The following is a 19,195-nucleotide window of genomic DNA, read 5'->3' on the forward strand; positions in this document are numbered from 1 at the left end:
GCCGAAGAGAAACTTAACGCCGATTGGCGAGCGGAACGACGTTGTGCAACGTTTCGATGCCGCTTTCAAGGAAGCGGCGCACGCCGCGCGCGGCTTGTCTGATCCGTTGCTCGTTTTCCACCATGGCGATGCGGACATATCCTTCACCGTGCTCGCCGAAGCCGACACCGGGCGAGACCGCGACGCCGGATTTCTCCACCATCAGGGTTGCGAACTGCATGCTGCCGACGCTGCGGAAGGCCTCCGGCAGCGGCACCCAGGCGAACATCGAGGCTTCCGGCGGCGGGATCTCCCAGCCGGCGCGGCCGAATGACTCCACCAGCGCGTCGCGGCGCTTGCGGTAGGTGTCGCGCATCTCCTTGATGCAATCGTCGGGGCCGTTCAGCGCGGCGGTCGCGGCGACCTGCACCGGCGTGAAGGCGCCGTAGTCGAGGTAGGATTTGACGCGGGCGAGCGCGGCGATCACGCGGTCGTTGCCGACCGCAAAGCCCATGCGCCAGCCGGCCATCGAATAGGTCTTCGACATCGAGGTGAACTCGACGGTGACGTCGATCGCGCCGGGCACCTGGAGCACCGAAGGCGGCGGGTTGTTCTCGTCGAAATAGACTTCGGCATAGGCGAGATCGGACAGGATCAGGATCTCGTGCTTCTTCGCAAACGCGACGAGGTCCTTGTAGAAGTCGAGGCTCGCGACATAGGCGGTCGGATTCGAGGGGTAGCAGACGACGAGCGCGAGCGGCTTCGGGATCGAATGCACGATCGCCCGTTCCACCGCCTCGAAGAATTGCGGCGTCGGCTCCGAGGGCACCGAGCGGATCACGCCGCCCGCCATCAGGAAGCCGAAGGCGTGAATCGGGTAACTCGGGTTCGGGCAGAGGATGACGTCGCCGGGCGCGGTGATCGCCTGCGCCACATTGGCAAAGCCCTCCTTCGACCCGAGTGTCGCCACGACCTGGGTGTCGGGGTTGAGCTTCACGCCGAAGCGGCGGGCGTAATAAGCGGCCTGGGCCCGGCGCAGCCCGGGGATGCCGCGGGAAGCCGAGTAGCGGTCGGTGCGCGGCTTGCCCAGCGTCTCCTTCAGCTTCTCCAGCACATGCGCAGGCGCCGGCAGGTCCGGATTGCCCATGCCGAGGTCGATGATGTCGGCGCCGGCATTCCGCGCGGCTGCCTTGGCCCGGTTGACCTGCTCGAACACGTAAGGCGGAAGGCGGCGGATGCGGTAAAACTCTTCCATGGCTCTCTGGGCTCCGGGCAACCGGTCAGGACAGAATCGACCGGCCATGACAGCCGCTCGGGAAAGCTCTCGCCCCCTCGCGAAAATCGCTCAAAATCAAACGCTTAGAGCAAGATTCGACGGCAGGAGCTGAAGTCGTTCGCCCTGACTCTCGGCTGAACTGAGGTCTTTTAGCACGGCATGGCGGGGGCGCCAGCGATTACGCCGCGTTACTTGGCGTCTTTTGCGGCAACGGATTGGCGGTCGCGCGCGGCGGCCAGCTCGGCTTCGATCTTGGCGCGCTGGTCCGGCGGGATGATTGCCTGATCACGATCCGGTGGCAGATCGTGCACCGGAAGGTACGAGCCGGGCTCCCTGGGATGGGCCTGCGCATCAGTAGGGGTATAGTCAGCCAGCTGACTCGAGCAGCCGCCCAAGGCAAGCGCCGCCATCAGCAGCGCGCCACAGATCGGCAGCGACTTTTGCAGGTCCCTCAACGCCAACACTTGGGAAATCCCCTACTCGTCCCAACGCAAGGCTGCCGGAACTTAACCCGACAACCTGCCCAAGCTCAAACCATTGCTGCCCACAAATGGTACGAGCGAGAATACTTCCAAGGCCCACTGCGGAAGAGGTGCACGCTGATTGTGACAAAACCAAGGGGCTTTGTCGCAGTGCAGCACATGTTGGAGCTTGTTTAACGCCAAACATGCGAGCTTCGCGGTGACGAATACAGAATGAGTCGTTACTGTTCTGCTCATGAGTACCGCCACGACCGACACGCCCAAACCCGAGACGAAGTTCGATGCGGAAGCCTTCGCGATGAATGTCGCGCGGGCGATGGAGAGCGGCGGCAAGGCGCTCGCCGCGTATCTGAAACCGCGCGAGAGCGGCGACGTGCAGGATCGGCCGCCCGCCGAGCTTACGGAAGTGGTCAAGGCCTTCACGTCGGTCGCCGAATACTGGCTGTCGGATACATCCCGCGCGTCGGATCTACAGACCAAGCTCGCCAAGGATTATCTCGACCTCTGGGGCTCGGCAGCGCGCCGCATGGCCGGCCAGGACGCCCCGCCCGCGATCGCGCCCTCGCCGCGCGACAAGCGCTTTGCCGATCCGGAATGGAAGTCGAACCAGTTCTTTGATTTCATGATGCAGCTCTATCTGCTCACGACCAAATGGGCGCAGGAGCTGGTGCACGACGCCGAGCTTGATCCGCAGACCCGCCGCAAGGCGGATTTCTACATCCAGCAGGTCACCAATGCGATCTCGCCGTCCAACTTCGTGCTGACCAATCCGGAAGTGCTGCGCGAGACGGTGGCGAGCAGCGGCGAAAATCTCGCGCGCGGCCTGAAGATGCTGGCCGAGGACATCGCGGCCGGCAAGGGCATGCTGAAGATCCGCCAGTCCAATCCGGACAATCTCGTCGTCGGCGTCAACATGGCGACGACGCCGGGCAAGGTGATCTACCAGAACGAGATGATGCAGCTGATCCAGTATTCGCCGACCACGGAGAACGTGCTGCGCACGCCGCTCCTGATCGTGCCGCCCTGGATCAACAAGTTCTACATCCTCGATCTCAAGCCGGAGAAATCCTACATCAAGTGGTGCGTCGACCAGGGCATCACCGTGTTCGTGATCTCATGGGTCAATCCCGACAAGCGGCTCGGTAACAAGAGCTGGGAAGACTACATGAAGGAAGGCCCGCTCACGGCGATGGACGTGATCGAGAAGGTCACCGGCGAGTTGAAGGTGCACACCGCCGGCTATTGCGTCGGCGGCACCATGCTCGCGACCACGCTGGCCTGGCTCGCCGAGAAGCGCCGCCAGCGCGTGGCGTCGGCGACGTTCTTCGCGGCGCAGGTCGACTTCACCCATGCCGGCGATCTCCTCGTGTTCGTCGACGAAGACCAGATCGCGGCCCTCGAGCAGGACATGAAGGCGGCCGGCGTGCTCGAAGGCTCGAAGATGGCAATGGCCTTCAACATGCTGCGCTCGAACGATCTGATCTGGTCCTATGTCGTCAGCAACTATCTGAAGGGCCAGCAGCCGAGCGCGTTCGACCTCTTGCACTGGAATTCGGATGCGACGCGCATGACCGCGTCGAACCATTCCTATTACCTGCGCAATTGCTACCTGGAGAACCGGCTCTCCACCGGCACGATGGTGCTCGACAACACGCTGCTCGACCTCTCCAAGGTCAAGGTGCCGGTCTACAACCTCGCCACCCGCGAGGACCACATCGCGCCGGCCGAATCGGTGTTGTACGGCTCGCAGTTCTTCGGCGGCCCGGTAAAATACGTCCTGTCCGGCTCGGGCCACATCGCCGGCGTGGTCAACCCGCCCGCCTCGAACAAGTACCAGTACTGGACCAACGACAACGTCAAGGACATCAACGTCGCCGAGTGGATGAAGGGCGCGGTGGAGCACAAGGGCTCGTGGTGGCCGGACTGGCGCGAATGGCTGGGCGGGCTCGATCCCGAGGAAGTCCCGGCGCGCGTGGTCGGCAGCGAGGCCCTGCCCGCGATCGAGGACGCGCCCGGCAGCTATGTCAGGGTTCGCGCCTAGTGGGATTTCTTTGCGCATGGCGCAATCCTGCGCGCTTGTATAATCTCGCGTTCAACATAGCGACGACAGAGGGGACCGGGTTATGACGCGCGAATTGTTCTGGCTGACACTGACGGTGATCCTGACCGGAATCCTCTGGATTCCCTACACCATCAACCGCTGCCAGGTTCGAGGTCTCAGTGGCGCCTTGGCCAATCCCTCGCGCGCCGACAAGCCGCAAGCGGAGTGGGCGAACCGCCTGATGTTCGCGCATGACAACGCCGTCGAGAACCTCGTGCTGTTCGCGCCGCTGGTGCTGATCCTGAACGCGATCGACTATTCCTCGAAATGGACCGTGCTCGCCTGCGCGGTCTATTTCTGGTCGCGTGTCGCGCATCTGATCGTCTATGCGCTCGGAATCCCGGTGTTCCGGACTCTCGCCTTCACCGTCGGCTTCCTCGCCCAGGCCGTGCTTGCGCTGGCAATCTTCAAGGTGCTCTAGAAATCGGGTCTCTTAGGGATCAGGCCCTGCGTACGACGAGGTTCAGCATGTTGGCTGGCGTCTCGTCGAAACTCTGGATCACGTTGGTGTCCGACGACAGCGTGATCCACGAACCTGCGCTGGCGTAAGTCATCTCGAGCCACTCCCGCGAGACGTAGCTGTAGTAGCGCCCGAGGTTGTCGCGGCCATCGTCCTCACCCATCTTGTAGCTGGCGTAGAACACGCCTGATGGCTTGAGCGCACGGTGGATCTTTCCAAGGATGCCGGCGAGTTCGTCGCGTGGCACATGCAGCAGACAGGCGCTCGCCCAGACGCCGTCATAGGCCTCGTGCGCATCCAGCTGGTCGAACCGCATCGCCTCGACGGGATGACCAAGCCGGCGCGAGGCGATCTCGGCCATTTCGGGCGAGCCATCGGTCGCACGCACTGAAAAACCTTCGGCGAGCATCACTGCGGAATGATTGCCGGCACCGCAACCGAGCTCGAGGATCGCGCCTCCCGGCGGCAGCAGGGCGAGAAAGCCCTGCAACCGCGTCGATGCGGCCTTCGTCCAGCCGGCATAGGCCTCGGCGTTCTGCCGGTAGAATTGCAAGGTCGCTTCGTCCACCGCAGTACCTCGTGTCATGGAAACAGTGCGATTTGCTCCAACCCCGCCGTCTCGGGCAGCCCGAACATCAGGTTCATGTTCTGGATCGCCTGCCCGGCCGAACCCTTCACCAGATTGTCGAGCGTGGAAATCACGATCGCCCGGTTCTTGATGCGGTCGGCGACGACGCCGATCTGCACATAGTTGGAGCCGCGGACATTCTGGGTCTGCGGCAGCACGCCCTTCCTGGCGACATGCACGAAGGGCTCGTTGGCATAAGCCTGCTCCAGCGCGCTTCGCAGATCGTCCGGCGTCGCGCCGTTGAGCTTGACGTAGGAGGTGCAGAGTTCGCCGCGCGCCATCGGAATAAGATGCGGCGTGAAGTTGATCGTCACTGCGGAACCGGCGGCGACGCCGATCTCCTGCTCGATCTCGGGCGCGTGCCGGTGGGTGCCGACCGAATAGGGCGACAGCCCCTCGCCCGCCTCGCTGAACAACGTGTTCTGTTTCAGCCCGCGGCCGGCGCCGGTGACGCCCGATTTCGCGTCGATGACGATGTCGTCGACGTCGATCAGCTTGGCTTTCGCAAGCGGCACCAGCGCGAGCAGCGCCGCCGTGGGATAGCAGCCGGGACAGGCGACCAGCCGCGCCGACGTGATCTTCTCGCGATAGAATTCGGTGAGACCGTAGACCGCTTCGCCCTGCAGTTCGAGCGCCCGGTGCTCATGGCCGTACCATTGCGCATAGGTGCTCTTGTCCCGCAGCCTGAAATCGGCGGACATGTCGAGGACCTTGATTTTGGGATTTGCCTTGAGGACCGCGGCGATGATTTCCTGCGTGGTGCCGTGCGGCAGTCCGCAGAACACCGCATCGAGCTTGCTCCAGTCGACCTTTTCCCATTCCACGAGTTTCGGCAGGTCCAGCATGAAAAAATGCGGAAACACGTCGCCCATCGACTTGCCGGCATGGGTGTTGGCGGTGAGCGCGACGATCTCGGCATTCGGATGCCGGGCCAACAGGCGCACCGCATCGGCCCCGGTGTAACCGGAGGCGCCGAGAATGCCGATCTTCTTCGAGCTCATCACGCGTACCTTTCAGGCGTCATTTGATCGTCTTGCCGGGGTCGAAAGTCGCAGCGTCGCTTCGTCCACCGGGCTGGCCTCCCGAGCAACGTTCGATCAGCTATTGTCGGCAAGGCCCAACATCAGCCGCATGTTCTGCACGGCTGCGCCTGACGCGCCCTTGCCCAGATTGTCGAGCCGGGCGACCAGCACCGCCTGGTGATATTTGTCGCTGGCGAAGACGTAGAGCTCGAGCATGTTGGTCTCGTTGAGCGCCTCCGGCTCGAGCTTGCCGCCCTTGGTCGCCTCGTTCTGGAGCGGCATCACCGAGACATATTTCGAGCCGGCGTAACGCTTGGCCAGCGCGGCCTGAAGGTCCGCACCGCTGGGCTTGCCCAGCAGCGCGTCGAGCTGGAGCGGCACCGAGACCAGCATGCCCTGCCGGTAGTTGGCGACCGAGGGAATGAAGATCGGCCGCCGCGTCAGTTTCGAATAGAGCTGCATCTCCGGCAGATGCTTGTGCTCGAAGCCGAGGCCGTAGAGCTCGAAGGACGGCGCGCTGCCGTCTTCGAAGCTCGCGATCATCGACTTGCCGCCGCCGGAATAGCCGCTCACCGCGTTGACGGTGACGGGATAATCGGGCGGCAACAGACCGGCATCGACGATCGGCCGCAGCAGCGCGATCGCACCGGTCGGATAGCAGCCGGGATTGGAGACCTTCTTCGCGGCCTTGATCTTGCCGGCCTGGTCCGGCGTCAGCTCCGGAAAGCCGTAGGCCCAGTCGGGCGCGACCCGGTACGCGGTGGAAGCGTCCAGCACCTTCGGCGCTGAAGCGCCCATGCTGTCGACCAGCGCCACTGTTTCCTTCGCGGCATCGTCAGGCAGGCAGAGGATGACGAGATCGACCTCCTCCATCAGCGCCTTCTTGGCCGCGGGGTCCTTGCGTTTGTCGTCGGAGATCGTCTTCACGGTGACGTCGCTCTGGAGCTTCAGCCGCTCGTTGATGCCGAGCCCGGTGGTGCCGGAGCCGCCGTCGACGAACACGGTGGCGGGCTTCTTGGCTGCGCCGGTGGTCGGGGCCTTGGTGGTTTCCGTGAGGCTCATGGCGCGCTCCTTTCGAGCATGTTGGTTTCGTTCGCGAAGGCCTCCGGCCTCACGTCCTGCATCAATTGTGCAATCTCTCTGGCGTCGGCTGCGGGTTGCGCCCCGAGCGCGTTGGCGATCGCGGTATAGTCGGCGTCCGATTTGTGCTGGTTGAGCTTGAAGCTGCCTTCGACCTCTTCAACCGTCATGACCAGGCCCACGATTCCCTTCTTCAACGCTTCCAGCCGGCCTGCCGTCATCTTCGCCGATGTCCACGGCGCTTTCGGCAACAGCCAGCTCTCGAACTTGTCGCTCAGCGTGTCGATCTGCACCGCCAGCTGATCGTCCGACAAGAGGCGCACCGGCCCGCTCAGATGCACCGACTGGTAGAGCCAGGTCGGCACCTGATCCGGCGAGACGTACCAGTCGGGCGATACATAGGCATCGGGGCCGTTGACCGCGAGCAGCCAGGAGGTCGTCCCATCCGCCAGCTTTAGCAGCGGATTGTGACGGGCGACATGAAAGGCGGCCTGCGGCGTGCCGTCAGCGGCGTAAGTCAGGTAGAACGGCAGCGGCGAGGCGACCGGCTTGTGGCCGTCGAAGGCGCACATCGTGCCGAAGCCGCGCTCCTCGGCGAATTTCAGGCTCGCGGCGCGGTCCTGCTTGAAAAAGGGTGGCGTGTACATCGTGGTCTCCTGCTGGGCCTCCTTGAGGGGCCGCCGGATCAGATCGCGCTGACAGGAGAGAGAATGCCGCGGATCGGATCCAGCGGCAAAGACGATGATCTCAAACGCGATCGACCGCCCAAACCGCTAAAGAGCGGCGGCGGCGACGGGCGAACAGGATGGTCGCGGCGTTGATCATGGCGCGCGGCTATAAGGCCAGAGGGTTCCAGGGTCAAGTCCAAATCGATGGGGCGTGACGGATGCCGCACTCGTGACGGCAGGATGCCGCACTCGTGACGGCAGGATGCCGCACTCGTGACGGCAGGATGCCGCACGGATGTCATCGGGTCGCAGCGGAATTTCCCCTAAGCTTGGGGGTTCCCGAGAAAGAAAGGCGCCACAACCCCGCCGGTTCGCGCCTTTCGTTCGCAACCCAGCCCCAGGACATCGCCATGACCGAGATCACCCGTCGTGCAACGCTAGCCGGCGCCGCCGCCTCGGCGCTCCTGCCCTTCGTGAAGACCTCGCCCGCGAGCGCCGCCGCGCCCCCGGCAGCGACCCAGAATGCGAGCTTCTACCGCTACAATGTCGGCTCCCACCAGATCACCGTGGTCTGCGACGGCGTCGCGACCGTCAACCTGACGGACAATTACGCGGCCGGCGCCAGCAAGGACGACATCAACAAGATCTTCGCCGAGAACCATCTGCCGACCGACAAGGTCACCCACACGTTCAATCCGGTCGTCGTCAACACCGGGCCGAAGCTCGTCGTGATCGATACCGGTCTCGGGCCCGACCAGTTCACGCAGACCAAGGGCAAGGTCGGCCAGTTCCACAACAACCTTGCGGCGGCCAGCATCGACCGCGCGGCAGTCGACACCGTCATCATCTCGCACTTCCACGGTGACCACATCAACGGCCTGCTCGCGGCCGAGAACAAGCCCGCCTTCCCCAACGCCGAGATCATGGTTCCGGCAGTGGAATGGAAGTTCTGGATGGATGACGGCGAGATGAGCAAGGGGACCGGCAATCCGATCCTCGAAAGCAACTTCAAGAACATCCGCCGCGTGTTCGATGCGCTCGGTCGCAAGGTCACGCAATACGAATCCGGCAAGGAAGTCGCGCCCGGCATCAGCTCGGTGGCGAGCCCGGGCCACACGCCGGGACACAACTCCTTCATCGTCGCGTCCGGCGCGGAAAAGGTACTTGTGCAGGTCGACATCACCGCAGGCGCAGCCTTCCTGTTCGTGAAGCACCCCGAATGGAACATCGCCTCCGACGTCGACAAGCCGCTGGCGCAAGAGACGCGGCGGAAGCTCTACGACATGGCGATTGCCGAGAAGATGCCGATCCAGGCCTTCCATGCCGCCTTCCCCGGTCTCGTCCGCGTCGAGAAGGAGAAGGATGGTTCGGGCTATCGCTGGATTCCGTCGATCTGGAACGCCTCGCTTTAGGCTCTGCCGTATCCGCTGACCGGGCGGCCGAGCTGCCCGGTCAGATCACGCGCCAGATCCATTCCATGATCTTCGCGATCACGTCGCCAAAAAGCAGCAGTGCCGCGGACCAGACCAGCGCCGAGATGAAATTGGCGGCCTGAAAACTCCAATAGGGCATCTCGAAAATGCCAGCTGCGAGCGGCACCGAGGCGCGCAAGGGGCCGAAGAAGCGGCCGATGAAGATGCTGGGCACGCCCCAGCTCCGCACGAAGGCTTCGCCCCTGGGCAGCAGCTCCGGATAGCGCGAGAGCGGCCACATCTGCGCGACCTGCTCCTTGTAGCGATAGCCGAACCAGTAGGAGACCCAGTCGCCGAGCGCAGCACCGATGCCGCCCGCGATCCAGACCGGATAGAAGCTGATGCCGCTCGCCCCGATCAGTGCGCCGATCGCAACCAGCGCTCCCCAGGCCGGGATCAGGAGCGAGATGAAGGCCAGCGACTCCCCGAAGGCGAGCAGGAACACGATCGGAGCCGCCCAAGCCTGGTGAGCACGCACGAAATCGGCCAGCGCGTGCGCGTACTGCTCCATTCCAGATTGCCTTCCCGCCCCGTCACGGTCCTGTCAGATAAAAGGACTGGTAAGCCAAGGACTTGTGTGACATCAAGTCACAAAGCCGGGCCTGAGCCGGGCCCAGGTGTCAAATTGCCGGGAATTGGTGGGGGCCTGCGGCGTAAAATCGCCGGGATTGGCTCCCACCCACACCCGCCGGGCGGACCTGCGGTGACCTTTGCAGGCCAGCCGTGGCATAGTCGGCCCAACCGATTCGCAGCCATCGCGGCCATCAAAGTGCATCAAAATATATGTCCAAGCAGTTGAAGCCAAAAGCAAAAGACGATTTTTTCGGCGGCGATGAGCCGAAGTCGCACGCACCCGCCAAGGCGGCCTCGCGCGGGACCGGCGGCGAAGCCGACTACACTGCGGCCGATATCGAGGTGCTCGAAGGCCTGGAACCGGTGCGCCGCCGGCCCGGCATGTATATCGGCGGCACCGACGAGAAGGCGCTGCATCACCTCTTCGCCGAAGTCATCGACAACTCGATGGACGAGGCGCTGGCCGGGCACGCGACCTTCATCGGAGTCGAGCTCAGCGCCGACGGGTTCCTGACCGTCACCGACAACGGCCGCGGCATCCCGATCGATCCGCATCCGAAGTTCCCGAAGAAGTCGGCGCTCGAAGTCATCATGTGCACGCTGCATTCGGGCGGCAAGTTCGACAGCAAGGTCTACGAGACTTCCGGCGGTCTGCACGGTGTCGGCATCTCCGTGGTGAACGCCCTCTCCTCGCTGCTCGAGGTCGAAGTCGCGCGCAGCCAGAAGCTCTACCGGATGACGTTCGAGCGCGGGCACCCGAAGGGCAAGCTCGAGGATCTCGGCAAGATCAACAACCGCCGCGGCACCCGCGTGCGCTTCAAGCCCGACACCGACATCTTCGGCGCCAAGGCCGCATTCAAGCCGCAGCGCCTGTTCAAGATGACGCGCTCGAAGGCGTATCTGTTCGGCGGCGTCGAGATCCGCTGGAATTGCGCACCCGAGCTCTTGAAGGGCGTCGAGGATGTGCCGGCGGAAGCGACCTTCCACTTCCCCGGCGGCCTCAAGGATTACCTCGCCGCTGCGATCCACGCCGACACCTTGGTGCATCCCGACATCTTCTCGGGCAAATCGGGCCGCAACGGCGCGCATGGCGCCTGCGAATGGGCTGTCGCCTGGACCGCGGATGCCGACGGCTTCCTGTCGTCCTACACCAACACCGTGCCGACGCCCGATGGCGGCACGCACGAATCCGGCCTGCGCAGCGCGCTGCTGCGCGGCCTGAAGGATCACGCCGAGCGCGTCGGTCAGGGCAAGCGCGCGTCATCCATTACGTCGGAAGACGTGATGGTGGGCGCGGCCGTGATGCTGTCGGTGTTCGTGCGCGAGCCTGAATTCCAGGGCCAGACCAAGGATCGTCTCGCTACCGCCGAAGCACAGCGCATCGTCGAACAGGCGATGAAGGATCCGTTCGACCACTGGCTGTCGGGCAATCCGAACATGGCCAACCGGCTGCTCGACTTCGTGATCGATCGGGCCGAGGAGCGGCTGCGCCGTCGCCAGGAAAAGGAAACGGCACGCAAGACCGCCGGCAAGAAGCTGCGCCTGCCCGGCAAGCTCGCCGACTGCACCGATGCCGGCACCGACGGCTCCGAGCTCTTCATCGTCGAGGGTGACTCGGCAGGCGGCAGCGCCAAGCAGGCCCGTGATCGCAAGACGCAAGCGGTGCTGCCGCTGCGCGGCAAGATCCTCAACGTCGCCTCGGCCGGCAAGGACAAGCTGACGGCGAACACGCAGCTCTCCGACCTCGTGCAGGCGATCGGCTGCGGCCAGCTTTTGCAATATCGCGAAGAGGATCTGCGCTATCAGCGCATCATCATCATGACCGACGCCGACGTCGACGGCGCCCACATCGCCTCGCTCCTGATCACCTTCTTCTACCGGCAGATGCCGCGGCTGATCGACGAGGGCCACCTCTTCCTCGCGGTGCCGCCGCTCTACAAGCTGACCCATGGCTCGAAGTCCGTCTACGCACGCGACGACAAGCACAAGGAGACGCTGCTCAAGAGCGAGTTCAACGCCAACGCCAAGGTCGAGGTAAACCGCTTCAAAGGCCTTGGTGAGATGATGCCGGCGCAGCTCAAGGAAACCACCATGGATCCGCGCAAGCGGACGCTGCTCAAGGTGGTGCTGCTCGCCGACGACCGCGACACCACGGCGGATTCGGTGGAGCGCCTGATGGGCACCAAGGCCGAGGCGCGCTTCGCGTTCATCTCGGACAAGGCGGAGTTTGCGAGCGAGGAGCTGCTGGACGTCTGAGGCAGTCTTCCGACGTCACGCACAAAGTCCCGGCCTCGGCCGGGGCTTTTTTGTTTGCGGCTGCTCGCGGAGGCGCCCGACCAGACCGCGTCCGCTACCCGACTCATCTTGGGGCGGAACGACTCGGCCAACGACTCACCGGCGCCAAGGCTGAGGCAGGATTGCTACCATTTCGGACAGAGCCGGATTTACTAACGAGAAGTTACCGAAATTCGATCTTCGGAAAATGGCGCAACATATTGTAATAATAGCGCTATTTTTGATTTCGGCGATCACGCCCGGAATCCTCGCCGAGCGGCGTTTCCCGGCGACTGTGCCTGTCCGGCAACAGCATTTCGGTGGAAAGCGGCTATAGTCCGGGCATCAGATCACTCGGACTTCAGTGCGCTCGCGCCTGCCGGACAGACCAAAGCTTGGGGATTTTAAGATGAAGAAGATTTTGCTCGCACTCACCGCGGTTGCCGCGATGACCGGCTCGGCGTCGGCGGCCGATCTGGCTGCCCGTCCCTACGTGAAGGCCCCGCTTCCGGCGCCCGTCGCCAACTGGACCGGCTTCTACATCTTCGGCGGCGGTGGTGGTGGCCTGTCGAACTCCGATCAGTCCGTCCAGACCACGGTCGGCGCGGTTCCGCTGACGATCGGCCAGCGCCAGGGTGGCTCGGGCTGGTTCGGCACCGTCGGTCTCGGCTACGACTGGCAGTTCAACAGCACTTGGGTCGCCGGCGTGTTCGCTGACGGTCAGTTCGGCAGCATCCGTGGCACGGTTCAGGATCCCTTCTTCGGCATCACCGGCTCGCAGAAGCTGGAAGACTCCTGGGCCGCTGGTGTGCGCCTCGGCTATCTGGTTGCTCCGAACGTTCTCTCCTACGTCAACGGCGGTTATTCCGGCGCTCACTTCGGCCAGACCAACTTCCTGACGCTGGCCGGCGTTCCCGCTGGTGCCCACCTCAACAGCTACAACCGCAATGGCTGGTTCGTTGGCGGCGGCGTCGAGAACAGCCTGAACATCTTCGGAATCTCTTCGCCCGGCTGGTTCATGAAGACCGAATATCGTTCGGCCTTCTACAACGCCAAGACCCAGGACGAACTGATCGACGGCACCAACCTCCCGACCGGCAACAGCATCCGCGCCAACAGCTGGAACCAGACGATCTCGACCTCGCTGGTCTACCGCTTCAACTGGACCGGTCCGGTCGTCGCGAAGTACTGATCTGATCTGAAATTCAGACGTCAAAGCCCCGGCATTGTCCGGGGCTTTTTCGTTGCGGCTTCTGTTTTGCGGAGTTCAAGGCTCGATACATCGAGAGCTCTGGTGCGCGGTGCCCCAGCGGGTCGTGCCAGTCCGGAGGCGTCGCCTCAAGCTCTGCGTTCCCAATTCATATGTACCTGACCGGCAACAGCTTTTTGGCTGGAACCGCCTATAGCTTGGTCATCCGATGACTCGAAGTTCAGCGCGCGCGCCGAACAGACCAAGGTTGGGATTTAATCATGAAGAAGTTTTTGCTCGCTCTGACGGCATTGGCGGCGATGACCGGTTCGGCCGCGGCGGCTGACCTTGGGGCCCGCCCCTATGTGAAGGCTCTGGCGCCCGCGCCCGTCCAAAGCTGGACCGGCTTCTACATCTTCGGCGGCGGCGGCGGCGGTCTGTGGTCCGCTGACAGCAACATCCAGAGCACTGGTGTTGCTGGAGGGTTCGGTGCCTTCGGACCGGCGGGCACCGCTATAACCCGCGATACGCGCCTGGGCGGCAGCGGCTGGTTTGGAACCGTCGGCGCCGGTTACGATTGGCAATTCAACGGCCGTTGGGTGGCCGGCGTCTTTGCTGACGGACAGTTCGGTGACATCAGTGGCTCGCTGACCGACCCCGCCTTCTGGCAAACGGAAGGCCGCCAAAAGCTTCGCACCAGCTACACGGCCGGCGCGCGGTTAGGCTATCTCGTTGCGCCCAATGTCCTGTCTTACGTCAACGCCGGTTACTCGGGTTCGGAATGGTCAGGCACGTCTCAGACGTTTCTGGGTGTGGGACCGGGCGCCAGTACCGCGACGCAGACGACCACTGGCTCCTTCCACCGCGATGGCTTTTTCGTTGGCGGTGGCGTCGAGAACAACCTCGACATTTTCGGAATTGCTGCGCCCGGCTGGTTCATGAAAACCGAATACCGTTCGGCGTACTATGACCGCATTTCCCGGCCCACGACGTTTGCTCCGGGCAATAATTTCGGCGCGCCGGCGGTGGGTCTGACGGGCACCGCAATTACCTTCAAGCCCTGGGTCCAGACCATCAGCACGTCGCTGGTCTACCGCTTCAACTGAAGCGCCCCAACTCCTGAGACAGGTCCTGATCCAGTCTGGTTAGACGTCAAAGCCCCGGCATCGTCCGGGGCTTTTTCGTTGCCGGATTGTCAGCGGCCGACGCTCGCCTTCAGAGATCGGTACGCCTCTCCAAGCCGGTTCTCGATCCCCGCCCAGTCGGCCTCGGCGATCGCCTCGCCCCGCGCATCGCGAAACGCCATGGCCTCTGCCCGCGCGATGCCGAACTGCCTGATGCCGGAATCGTCCGCGCTCCTGCCGTAGGTCAGCGCCGTCACGCGTGCGATGGTGAGGCCATAGTCGCGCGGGTCCGCCGCCTCGCGCCGCGCCTGCCACCAGTCAAGCTCGAGACGGGCGGCCTCGTGCGCGTCGAATGCCACAGGCGCGGCCGATGCAAAATCCCGGTAGTATCCAACGAGCGCTGGCAGGGCCGCATCGGCCTCCGGTCGTGACCGCGTCGGCTGGAACGTCCTGGCGGCCCCGGCGGCGCCGAGCGCGATCTGCAAGCTTCTTAGCGGCGAAAAGCCGAACTGCGTCCGCGTCGATTCGTAGAGATGATAGAACAGCGCGGCATAGCGCTTGTCGTAATAGTCGCGCCACATCGCGGTCTCGAGCCGCGCCATCTCGGCCGGATCGAACGCCCGCAGATCCGCAGGTCGCGGAATGACGGCATAGGCCGCCACCAGTGCGGCCGCAGCCGCGATGCCAAGGGTGCTACCAAGGATCATCTTCCGCACGGACATGGATCCTCCCAGCGGCCCTGCATCCGCAGCCATTGTATCCAAACCGAAGCTACGGCTAGTCTGGCGGGAAGTTTTCGTGACAAGCGGCGATCGTTGATGCCGTAGGCCACGACAGAAGCAAACCAACGGGGAGGAATGCATGCGCAGATTTCTGCTGATCGCAGGCCTGTTTGCCCTCGCCGTCGGGCTGCTCTGGATCGGACAGGGAACGGGCACCGTCGCCTGGCCGCGGTCGAGCTTCATGGTCAACCAGTTGCAATGGGCCGGCTATGGCGCAGCCATGGCCGGCTTCGGACTGGTCCTGATCTGGCAGAGCAACCAATAGAAGAAACCAGGGAATACAAATATGACATCCAACCGGTTCGATCTCCGCGGCAAAGTCGCGATCGTCACAGGGGGCAATGGCGGCATCGGTCTTGGCCTCGCCCACGGACTCGCCGATGCCGGCGCCGATATCGCCGTGGTCGCACGTAACGAAACCAAGTCGGCCGCTGCCGTTGCCGATCTCAGAGAGCGCGGCGTGAAGGCGATTGCCGTCACCACCGACGTCACCGACAAGGCGGCGGTCGCGGCCATGATCGACCGCGTCGTCAAGGAGCTCGGCCGGATCGACATCCTCATCAACAATGCCGGCATGAGCATCCGCAAGCCGCCGCACGAGCTCGAGCTCGACGAGTGGAACAAGGTGATCGACACCAACCTCACCAGCGCTTTCGTGTGCTCGAAGCTGGCCTATCCGGCGCTGAAGGCGTCGGGCAACGGCAAGGTGATCAATATCGGCTCGATGATGTCGATCTTCGGCGCGAGCTTCGCCACCGCCTATGCGGCAAGCAAGGGCGGCATCGTGCAGTACACGCGCGCGTGCGCCAATGCGTGGGCGCCCGACAACATCCAGGTCAACGCCATCCTGCCGGGCTGGATCGACACCGACCTCACCCGCGGCGCGCGGCAGCAGGTCTCGGGACTGCATGAGCGCGTGCTGGCGCGCACGCCCGCGGGACGCTGGGGCGATATCGACGACTTCGCCGGCATCGCCGTGTTCCTCGCCTCGCCCGCCTCGAACTTCGTCACGGGCACTGCGATCCCCGTCGACGGTGGATTCTCCGTGATGGCGTAAGCTTGCCCCGCGGTCGACGAAAAAGCCCCGGCAGATGCCGGGGCTTTGAAAGCTCTCACGTTCGGAGAGATCAGTACCTTGCGACGACGGCCGAGGGACCGAAGCGGTAGTTCACGCCGACGCGCACCGCATCAACGACATGGCTGAACGATACGTCGCTGAGTCCGTGGGGCAGAAATAGGCAAGTGCTATTTACCTACTGCACCCTTATGCACCGTCACGGTCAGTTTCCGGAGATGACCATCCGCTGCGCCGTCCCGCCCGTGGCGACAACGACGCGCGAATCGGCAGAAAAAAGCCCCGGACGGAGCCGGGGCTTTCAGTTGTTGGCAGTACTTTTTTAGCTTCGGTCGTTTGTTGACGTGCTCAGTAGCGCGCGATGACCGGTGCGTCGAACTTGTAGCTCGCGCGCACGACGGCCCACTGGATGTCGCGCGGCTTGGCATCGAAGGTGTAGTTACCCGAGGTGCCGCCGAGCTGATAGGTCTGGCTGCCGAAGGCCGCGTAATTGTACTCGAGGCCGACGATCCAGTTGCGGGTGATGCCGTATTCCCAGCCGGCGCCGACGGTCCAGCCGTTGGCCCAGTGGGTCTGACCGCCCGAGCCGGTCGAGGGCGCAACGGTGTCGCTGACGTTGAGACGGTTGTTCACGCCGGCATAACCGCCCTTGATGTAGAACAAATTGTTCTGCACGGCGAAGCCGGCGCGGCCGACGACGGTCGCGAGCACGTTGGCGCGCCAGGTGAAGATGTCGTCAGCGGCGCCGAAGGCGGTGTTGACGACCGTACCCTTGTTGTCGAGGCCGGAGATCGTGCCTTCCATGCCGAACACGTAGTTGTTGGCCTGCCAGTTGTAGCCGATCTGGGCACCGCCCATGATGCCGGCGCCACGCTGGCGATAGCCCTGGCCCGGAACGAGATCGCCGAACGGCGCGCCGGTCCCGTTGTTGATGAACTGCTCGTTGGTCCATGCGCCACCGATGTGGCCGCCGACATAGAAACCGGTCCAGTTGAACAGCGGCTCCGCATAGGCGGGCGCCTTCACGTAGCGCGCACCGAGATCGGCGGCTGAAGCGGCGCCGGTCGAAACCAGAGCGGTCGTGCAGGCGAAGGCGGCAATCAATTTGTTACGCATGGTACACCCCGTGTCCTTTGATGGGTGCACGGTCACACGCAGGTCTTACTCAAATTTGAATCAAGAAAGTTAAGACGCCGGATTGGCAAGCGGCGCGACGTGAATCCGTTTGCGCTGTTGCGCGCACGCAACGCGCGGCGCGCGATTTAACGCCGCGTTATCCCTACCGACCTCCTGCACTACGACGCCGGCGCGGCCTTGGATTGCACGTGCTCGGGCCGCACGCCGAGCGCAATCAGGCGCGCCGGAATACCCTGGAGCCATGGCAGCGCAGTGATCAGGCGCACGACCAGCGGCACCTTCAGCGGCCGATCGCCGCCCTGCAGGGCGCCGCTGATGATGTTGTTCTGCACGATCACCTGCATGCGCTGCGTCATCCTCACCGGGAATTCGCGGCGTCGGCGCACGGCATCGAGTTCATTCTCGGTTGGGCAGCCGTGCCGAAGCTTGTCCGCCAGCAAATTGGCGGTCGCAACTGCATCCTGCACGGCGAGATTGACGCCGACGCCGCCGACCGGCGACATCGCATGCGCGGCATCGCCGATGAGAAGCAGGCCCGGCCGCGTCCAGCGCGCCAGGCGATTGATCGCGACGGTGAGCAGCTTGACGTCGTCAAAGCCCTTCACATCGGCCATGCCGGATCGAAGGATCGGCGCCATGCGCACGACGTCGTCGAGCAGCGCCTGCAATCCCCTCGCCTTCACCGCCTCGTATTGTCCCTTCGCGATGACATAGGCGCACTGCCAATAGTCGCCGCGGTCGAACGTGACCATCATCTTTCCGGGCTCGACACGCGCGAACAGGTTCTCGGTCTCGTCCGCCTTGCGGCCGACGCGGAACCACAGCACGTCCATCGGCGCGCCGATCTCCTCGACGCGGAGCCCCGCACGCTCGCGCACCGTCGAATGCCGGCCATCGCAGGCAATGGTGAGATCGGCTTCGATGTCGATCGGCCCATCCGGTGTCATCGCGCGCACGCCGGCGATGGTCTCGCCGCGACGGATCAGATCGACGGCTTCCGTATTCATCATCACCTTGAGCGAGGCGAAGCGCTGGCCGGCCTCACGCAGGAAATTCAGGAAGTCCCATTGCGGCATGAAGGCAATGAACGGGTACTTGGTGCGGAGCCGGCGGAGATCGGCGATCCGCACGGGCGTGCCGCCAAACAGACCGTCCATCATCTGCAGGCGCTGGTGCGGCAGCTTCAGGAACCCATCGATCAGGCCGAGCTCGTCCATCACCTGGAGCGTCGAGGGATGCACGGTGTCGCCGCGAAAGTCGCGGAAGAAATCCCCATGCTTCTCCAGCACCACGACGTCGATGCCGGCGCGTCCCAGGAGATAGCCGAGCATCATGCCGGCCGGCCCGCCGCCGACGATGCAACATCGGGCTCTCACGGAGTGACGCACGGTGTGCTCTGGGGTATCAGATTCCGTCATCAACTCCTCGCTTACAACTTTAGTACTCTGTGCGGTGCAACAAGCCGGAATTGGTTTGCCGCAATGCCGAATGGCCGGTAGCGTTGCTGATAATTTCGATTGATTTCAGGATGATCCCGCGTTGCGCACCATACTGATAGTGCTTGGCATCTGGCTGCTGATCAACGTGCTTTTCGTCGTGATCATGCTGCCGCCGCGCAAGCCGCGGAAGCCGGATCCTCAGGAGGCGGGCACGCTCGCGCCGGCACGGATCGACCAGAACGGCTATCCGTTCGAGGAACAGGAGAAGGTCCTGCTTCGCCATGTGGTCATCTCGATCGCCATGGGGACGTTCTTCTCGCTTGCGCCGCCCTTGATGGAAGCGATCGACGCCATCAAGCGCTACATCGGGAAGCGTCGCGGCTAGTTTCCCGCGCCAACTGCGCTCGCCGCCCAACAATGGAACCGCAGACCGC

Annotated in this window: 19 protein-coding genes; 9 read left to right on the forward strand and 10 right to left on the reverse strand. The window is 63.7% G+C overall.

The window, feature by feature from the left end; all coding sequences use genetic code 11:
• Positions 1-13 precede the first annotated feature (13 nt).
• Positions 14-1,234 (reverse strand): LL-diaminopimelate aminotransferase, encoded by a 1,221-nt coding sequence (locus tag AB7531_RS24280; protein WP_014495524.1) that lies wholly within the window; start codon positions 1,232-1,234, stop codon positions 14-16.
• Positions 1,235-1,443: 209 nt separating this feature from the next.
• Complete coding sequence (locus AB7531_RS24285; RefSeq protein ID WP_063983499.1) at positions 1,444-1,719, reverse strand: hypothetical protein; 276 nt, start codon at positions 1,717-1,719, stop codon at positions 1,444-1,446.
• A gap of 253 nt (positions 1,720-1,972) precedes the next feature.
• Between AB7531_RS24285 and AB7531_RS24290 the strand changes: the two genes are divergently transcribed.
• Together AB7531_RS24290 and AB7531_RS24295 are read left to right on the forward strand one after the other, a co-directional pair.
• Complete coding sequence (locus AB7531_RS24290; protein ID WP_063983500.1) at positions 1,973-3,778, forward strand: PHA/PHB synthase family protein; 1,806 nt, start codon at positions 1,973-1,975, stop codon at positions 3,776-3,778.
• Between the two features lie 82 nt (positions 3,779-3,860).
• A complete protein-coding gene (locus tag AB7531_RS24295; RefSeq protein ID WP_063983501.1) occupies positions 3,861-4,259 on the forward strand; it encodes an MAPEG family protein in 399 nt (132 codons plus the stop codon).
• A 19-nt stretch (positions 4,260-4,278) separates the two neighbouring features.
• Here the strand turns inward: AB7531_RS24295 and AB7531_RS24300 are convergent, their stop codons facing one another.
• The 4 genes from AB7531_RS24300 to AB7531_RS24315 form a co-directional block, all read right to left on the reverse strand.
• Positions 4,279-4,866, reverse strand: coding sequence for a class I SAM-dependent methyltransferase (locus AB7531_RS24300; RefSeq protein WP_084795146.1), 588 nt, complete (start codon positions 4,864-4,866; stop codon positions 4,279-4,281).
• Between the two features lie 14 nt (positions 4,867-4,880).
• Positions 4,881-5,927, reverse strand: a complete 1,047-nt coding sequence (argC, locus tag AB7531_RS24305) for an N-acetyl-gamma-glutamyl-phosphate reductase (protein WP_063983503.1) — start codon at positions 5,925-5,927, stop codon at positions 4,881-4,883.
• A gap of 96 nt (positions 5,928-6,023) precedes the next feature.
• A complete protein-coding gene (argC, locus tag AB7531_RS24310) occupies positions 6,024-7,010 on the reverse strand; it encodes an N-acetyl-gamma-glutamyl-phosphate reductase (protein WP_441280145.1) in 987 nt (328 codons plus the stop codon).
• Positions 7,007-7,675 (reverse strand): FMN-binding negative transcriptional regulator, encoded by a 669-nt coding sequence (locus AB7531_RS24315; protein ID WP_063983505.1) that lies wholly within the window; start codon positions 7,673-7,675, stop codon positions 7,007-7,009. Before AB7531_RS24315 ends, argC (AB7531_RS24310) begins: the two co-directional genes overlap by 4 nt.
• A gap of 431 nt (positions 7,676-8,106) precedes the next feature.
• On the opposite strand from AB7531_RS24315, the gene AB7531_RS24320 reads away from it, so the two are divergent.
• Entirely contained in the window at positions 8,107-9,108 is a 1,002-nt protein-coding gene (locus AB7531_RS24320; protein ID WP_063983506.1) for an MBL fold metallo-hydrolase, read from the forward strand.
• A gap of 40 nt (positions 9,109-9,148) precedes the next feature.
• Here AB7531_RS24320 and AB7531_RS24325 read toward each other — a convergent pair whose 3' ends face one another.
• The gene (locus AB7531_RS24325; RefSeq protein WP_063983507.1) at positions 9,149-9,679 is read right to left on the reverse strand and encodes a DedA family protein; all 531 of its coding nucleotides are present in this window, start codon (positions 9,677-9,679) and stop codon (positions 9,149-9,151) included.
• A gap of 272 nt (positions 9,680-9,951) precedes the next feature.
• On the opposite strand from AB7531_RS24325, the gene parE reads away from it, so the two are divergent.
• The 3 genes from parE to AB7531_RS24340 all read left to right on the forward strand — a co-directional run bounded on the left by parE (position 9,952) and on the right by AB7531_RS24340 (position 14,310).
• Complete coding sequence (parE, locus tag AB7531_RS24330; protein ID WP_063983508.1) at positions 9,952-11,997, forward strand: DNA topoisomerase IV subunit B; 2,046 nt, start codon at positions 9,952-9,954, stop codon at positions 11,995-11,997.
• 427 nt (positions 11,998-12,424) lie between these two features.
• Complete coding sequence (locus AB7531_RS24335; protein ID WP_085401054.1) at positions 12,425-13,207, forward strand: outer membrane protein; 783 nt, start codon at positions 12,425-12,427, stop codon at positions 13,205-13,207.
• A gap of 278 nt (positions 13,208-13,485) precedes the next feature.
• Positions 13,486-14,310, forward strand: coding sequence for an outer membrane protein (locus tag AB7531_RS24340; RefSeq protein ID WP_063983510.1), 825 nt, complete (start codon positions 13,486-13,488; stop codon positions 14,308-14,310).
• An 89-nt stretch (positions 14,311-14,399) separates the two neighbouring features.
• Here AB7531_RS24340 and AB7531_RS24345 read toward each other — a convergent pair whose 3' ends face one another.
• Positions 14,400-15,050, reverse strand: a complete 651-nt coding sequence (locus tag AB7531_RS24345) for a hypothetical protein (protein ID WP_084795147.1) — start codon at positions 15,048-15,050, stop codon at positions 14,400-14,402.
• Between the two features lie 139 nt (positions 15,051-15,189).
• Between AB7531_RS24345 and AB7531_RS24350 the strand changes: the two genes are divergently transcribed.
• Together AB7531_RS24350 and AB7531_RS24355 are read left to right on the forward strand one after the other, a co-directional pair.
• Positions 15,190-15,375, forward strand: a complete 186-nt coding sequence (locus AB7531_RS24350; RefSeq protein ID WP_007609848.1) for a hypothetical protein — start codon at positions 15,190-15,192, stop codon at positions 15,373-15,375.
• A gap of 21 nt (positions 15,376-15,396) precedes the next feature.
• Positions 15,397-16,167, forward strand: coding sequence for an SDR family NAD(P)-dependent oxidoreductase (locus tag AB7531_RS24355; RefSeq protein ID WP_063983511.1), 771 nt, complete (start codon positions 15,397-15,399; stop codon positions 16,165-16,167).
• 366 nt (positions 16,168-16,533) lie between these two features.
• Here the strand turns inward: AB7531_RS24355 and AB7531_RS24360 are convergent, their stop codons facing one another.
• On the reverse strand, positions 16,534-17,301 hold the full coding sequence (locus AB7531_RS24360) for an outer membrane protein (protein ID WP_063983512.1): 768 nt from the start codon (positions 17,299-17,301) through the stop codon (positions 16,534-16,536).
• Positions 17,302-17,480: 179 nt separating this feature from the next.
• Positions 17,481-18,740, reverse strand: a complete 1,260-nt coding sequence (locus tag AB7531_RS24365; protein WP_084795148.1) for an FAD-dependent oxidoreductase — start codon at positions 18,738-18,740, stop codon at positions 17,481-17,483.
• Positions 18,741-18,861: 121 nt separating this feature from the next.
• On the opposite strand from AB7531_RS24365, the gene AB7531_RS24370 reads away from it, so the two are divergent.
• The gene (locus AB7531_RS24370) at positions 18,862-19,146 is read left to right on the forward strand and encodes a hypothetical protein (protein WP_063983514.1); all 285 of its coding nucleotides are present in this window, start codon (positions 18,862-18,864) and stop codon (positions 19,144-19,146) included.
• Positions 19,147-19,195 lie beyond the last annotated feature (49 nt).

This window comes from Bradyrhizobium sp. 63_E2_N1_3 (genome assembly GCF_052076005.1).
GTDB classification, from domain to species: domain Bacteria; phylum Pseudomonadota; class Alphaproteobacteria; order Rhizobiales; family Xanthobacteraceae; genus Bradyrhizobium; species Bradyrhizobium barranii.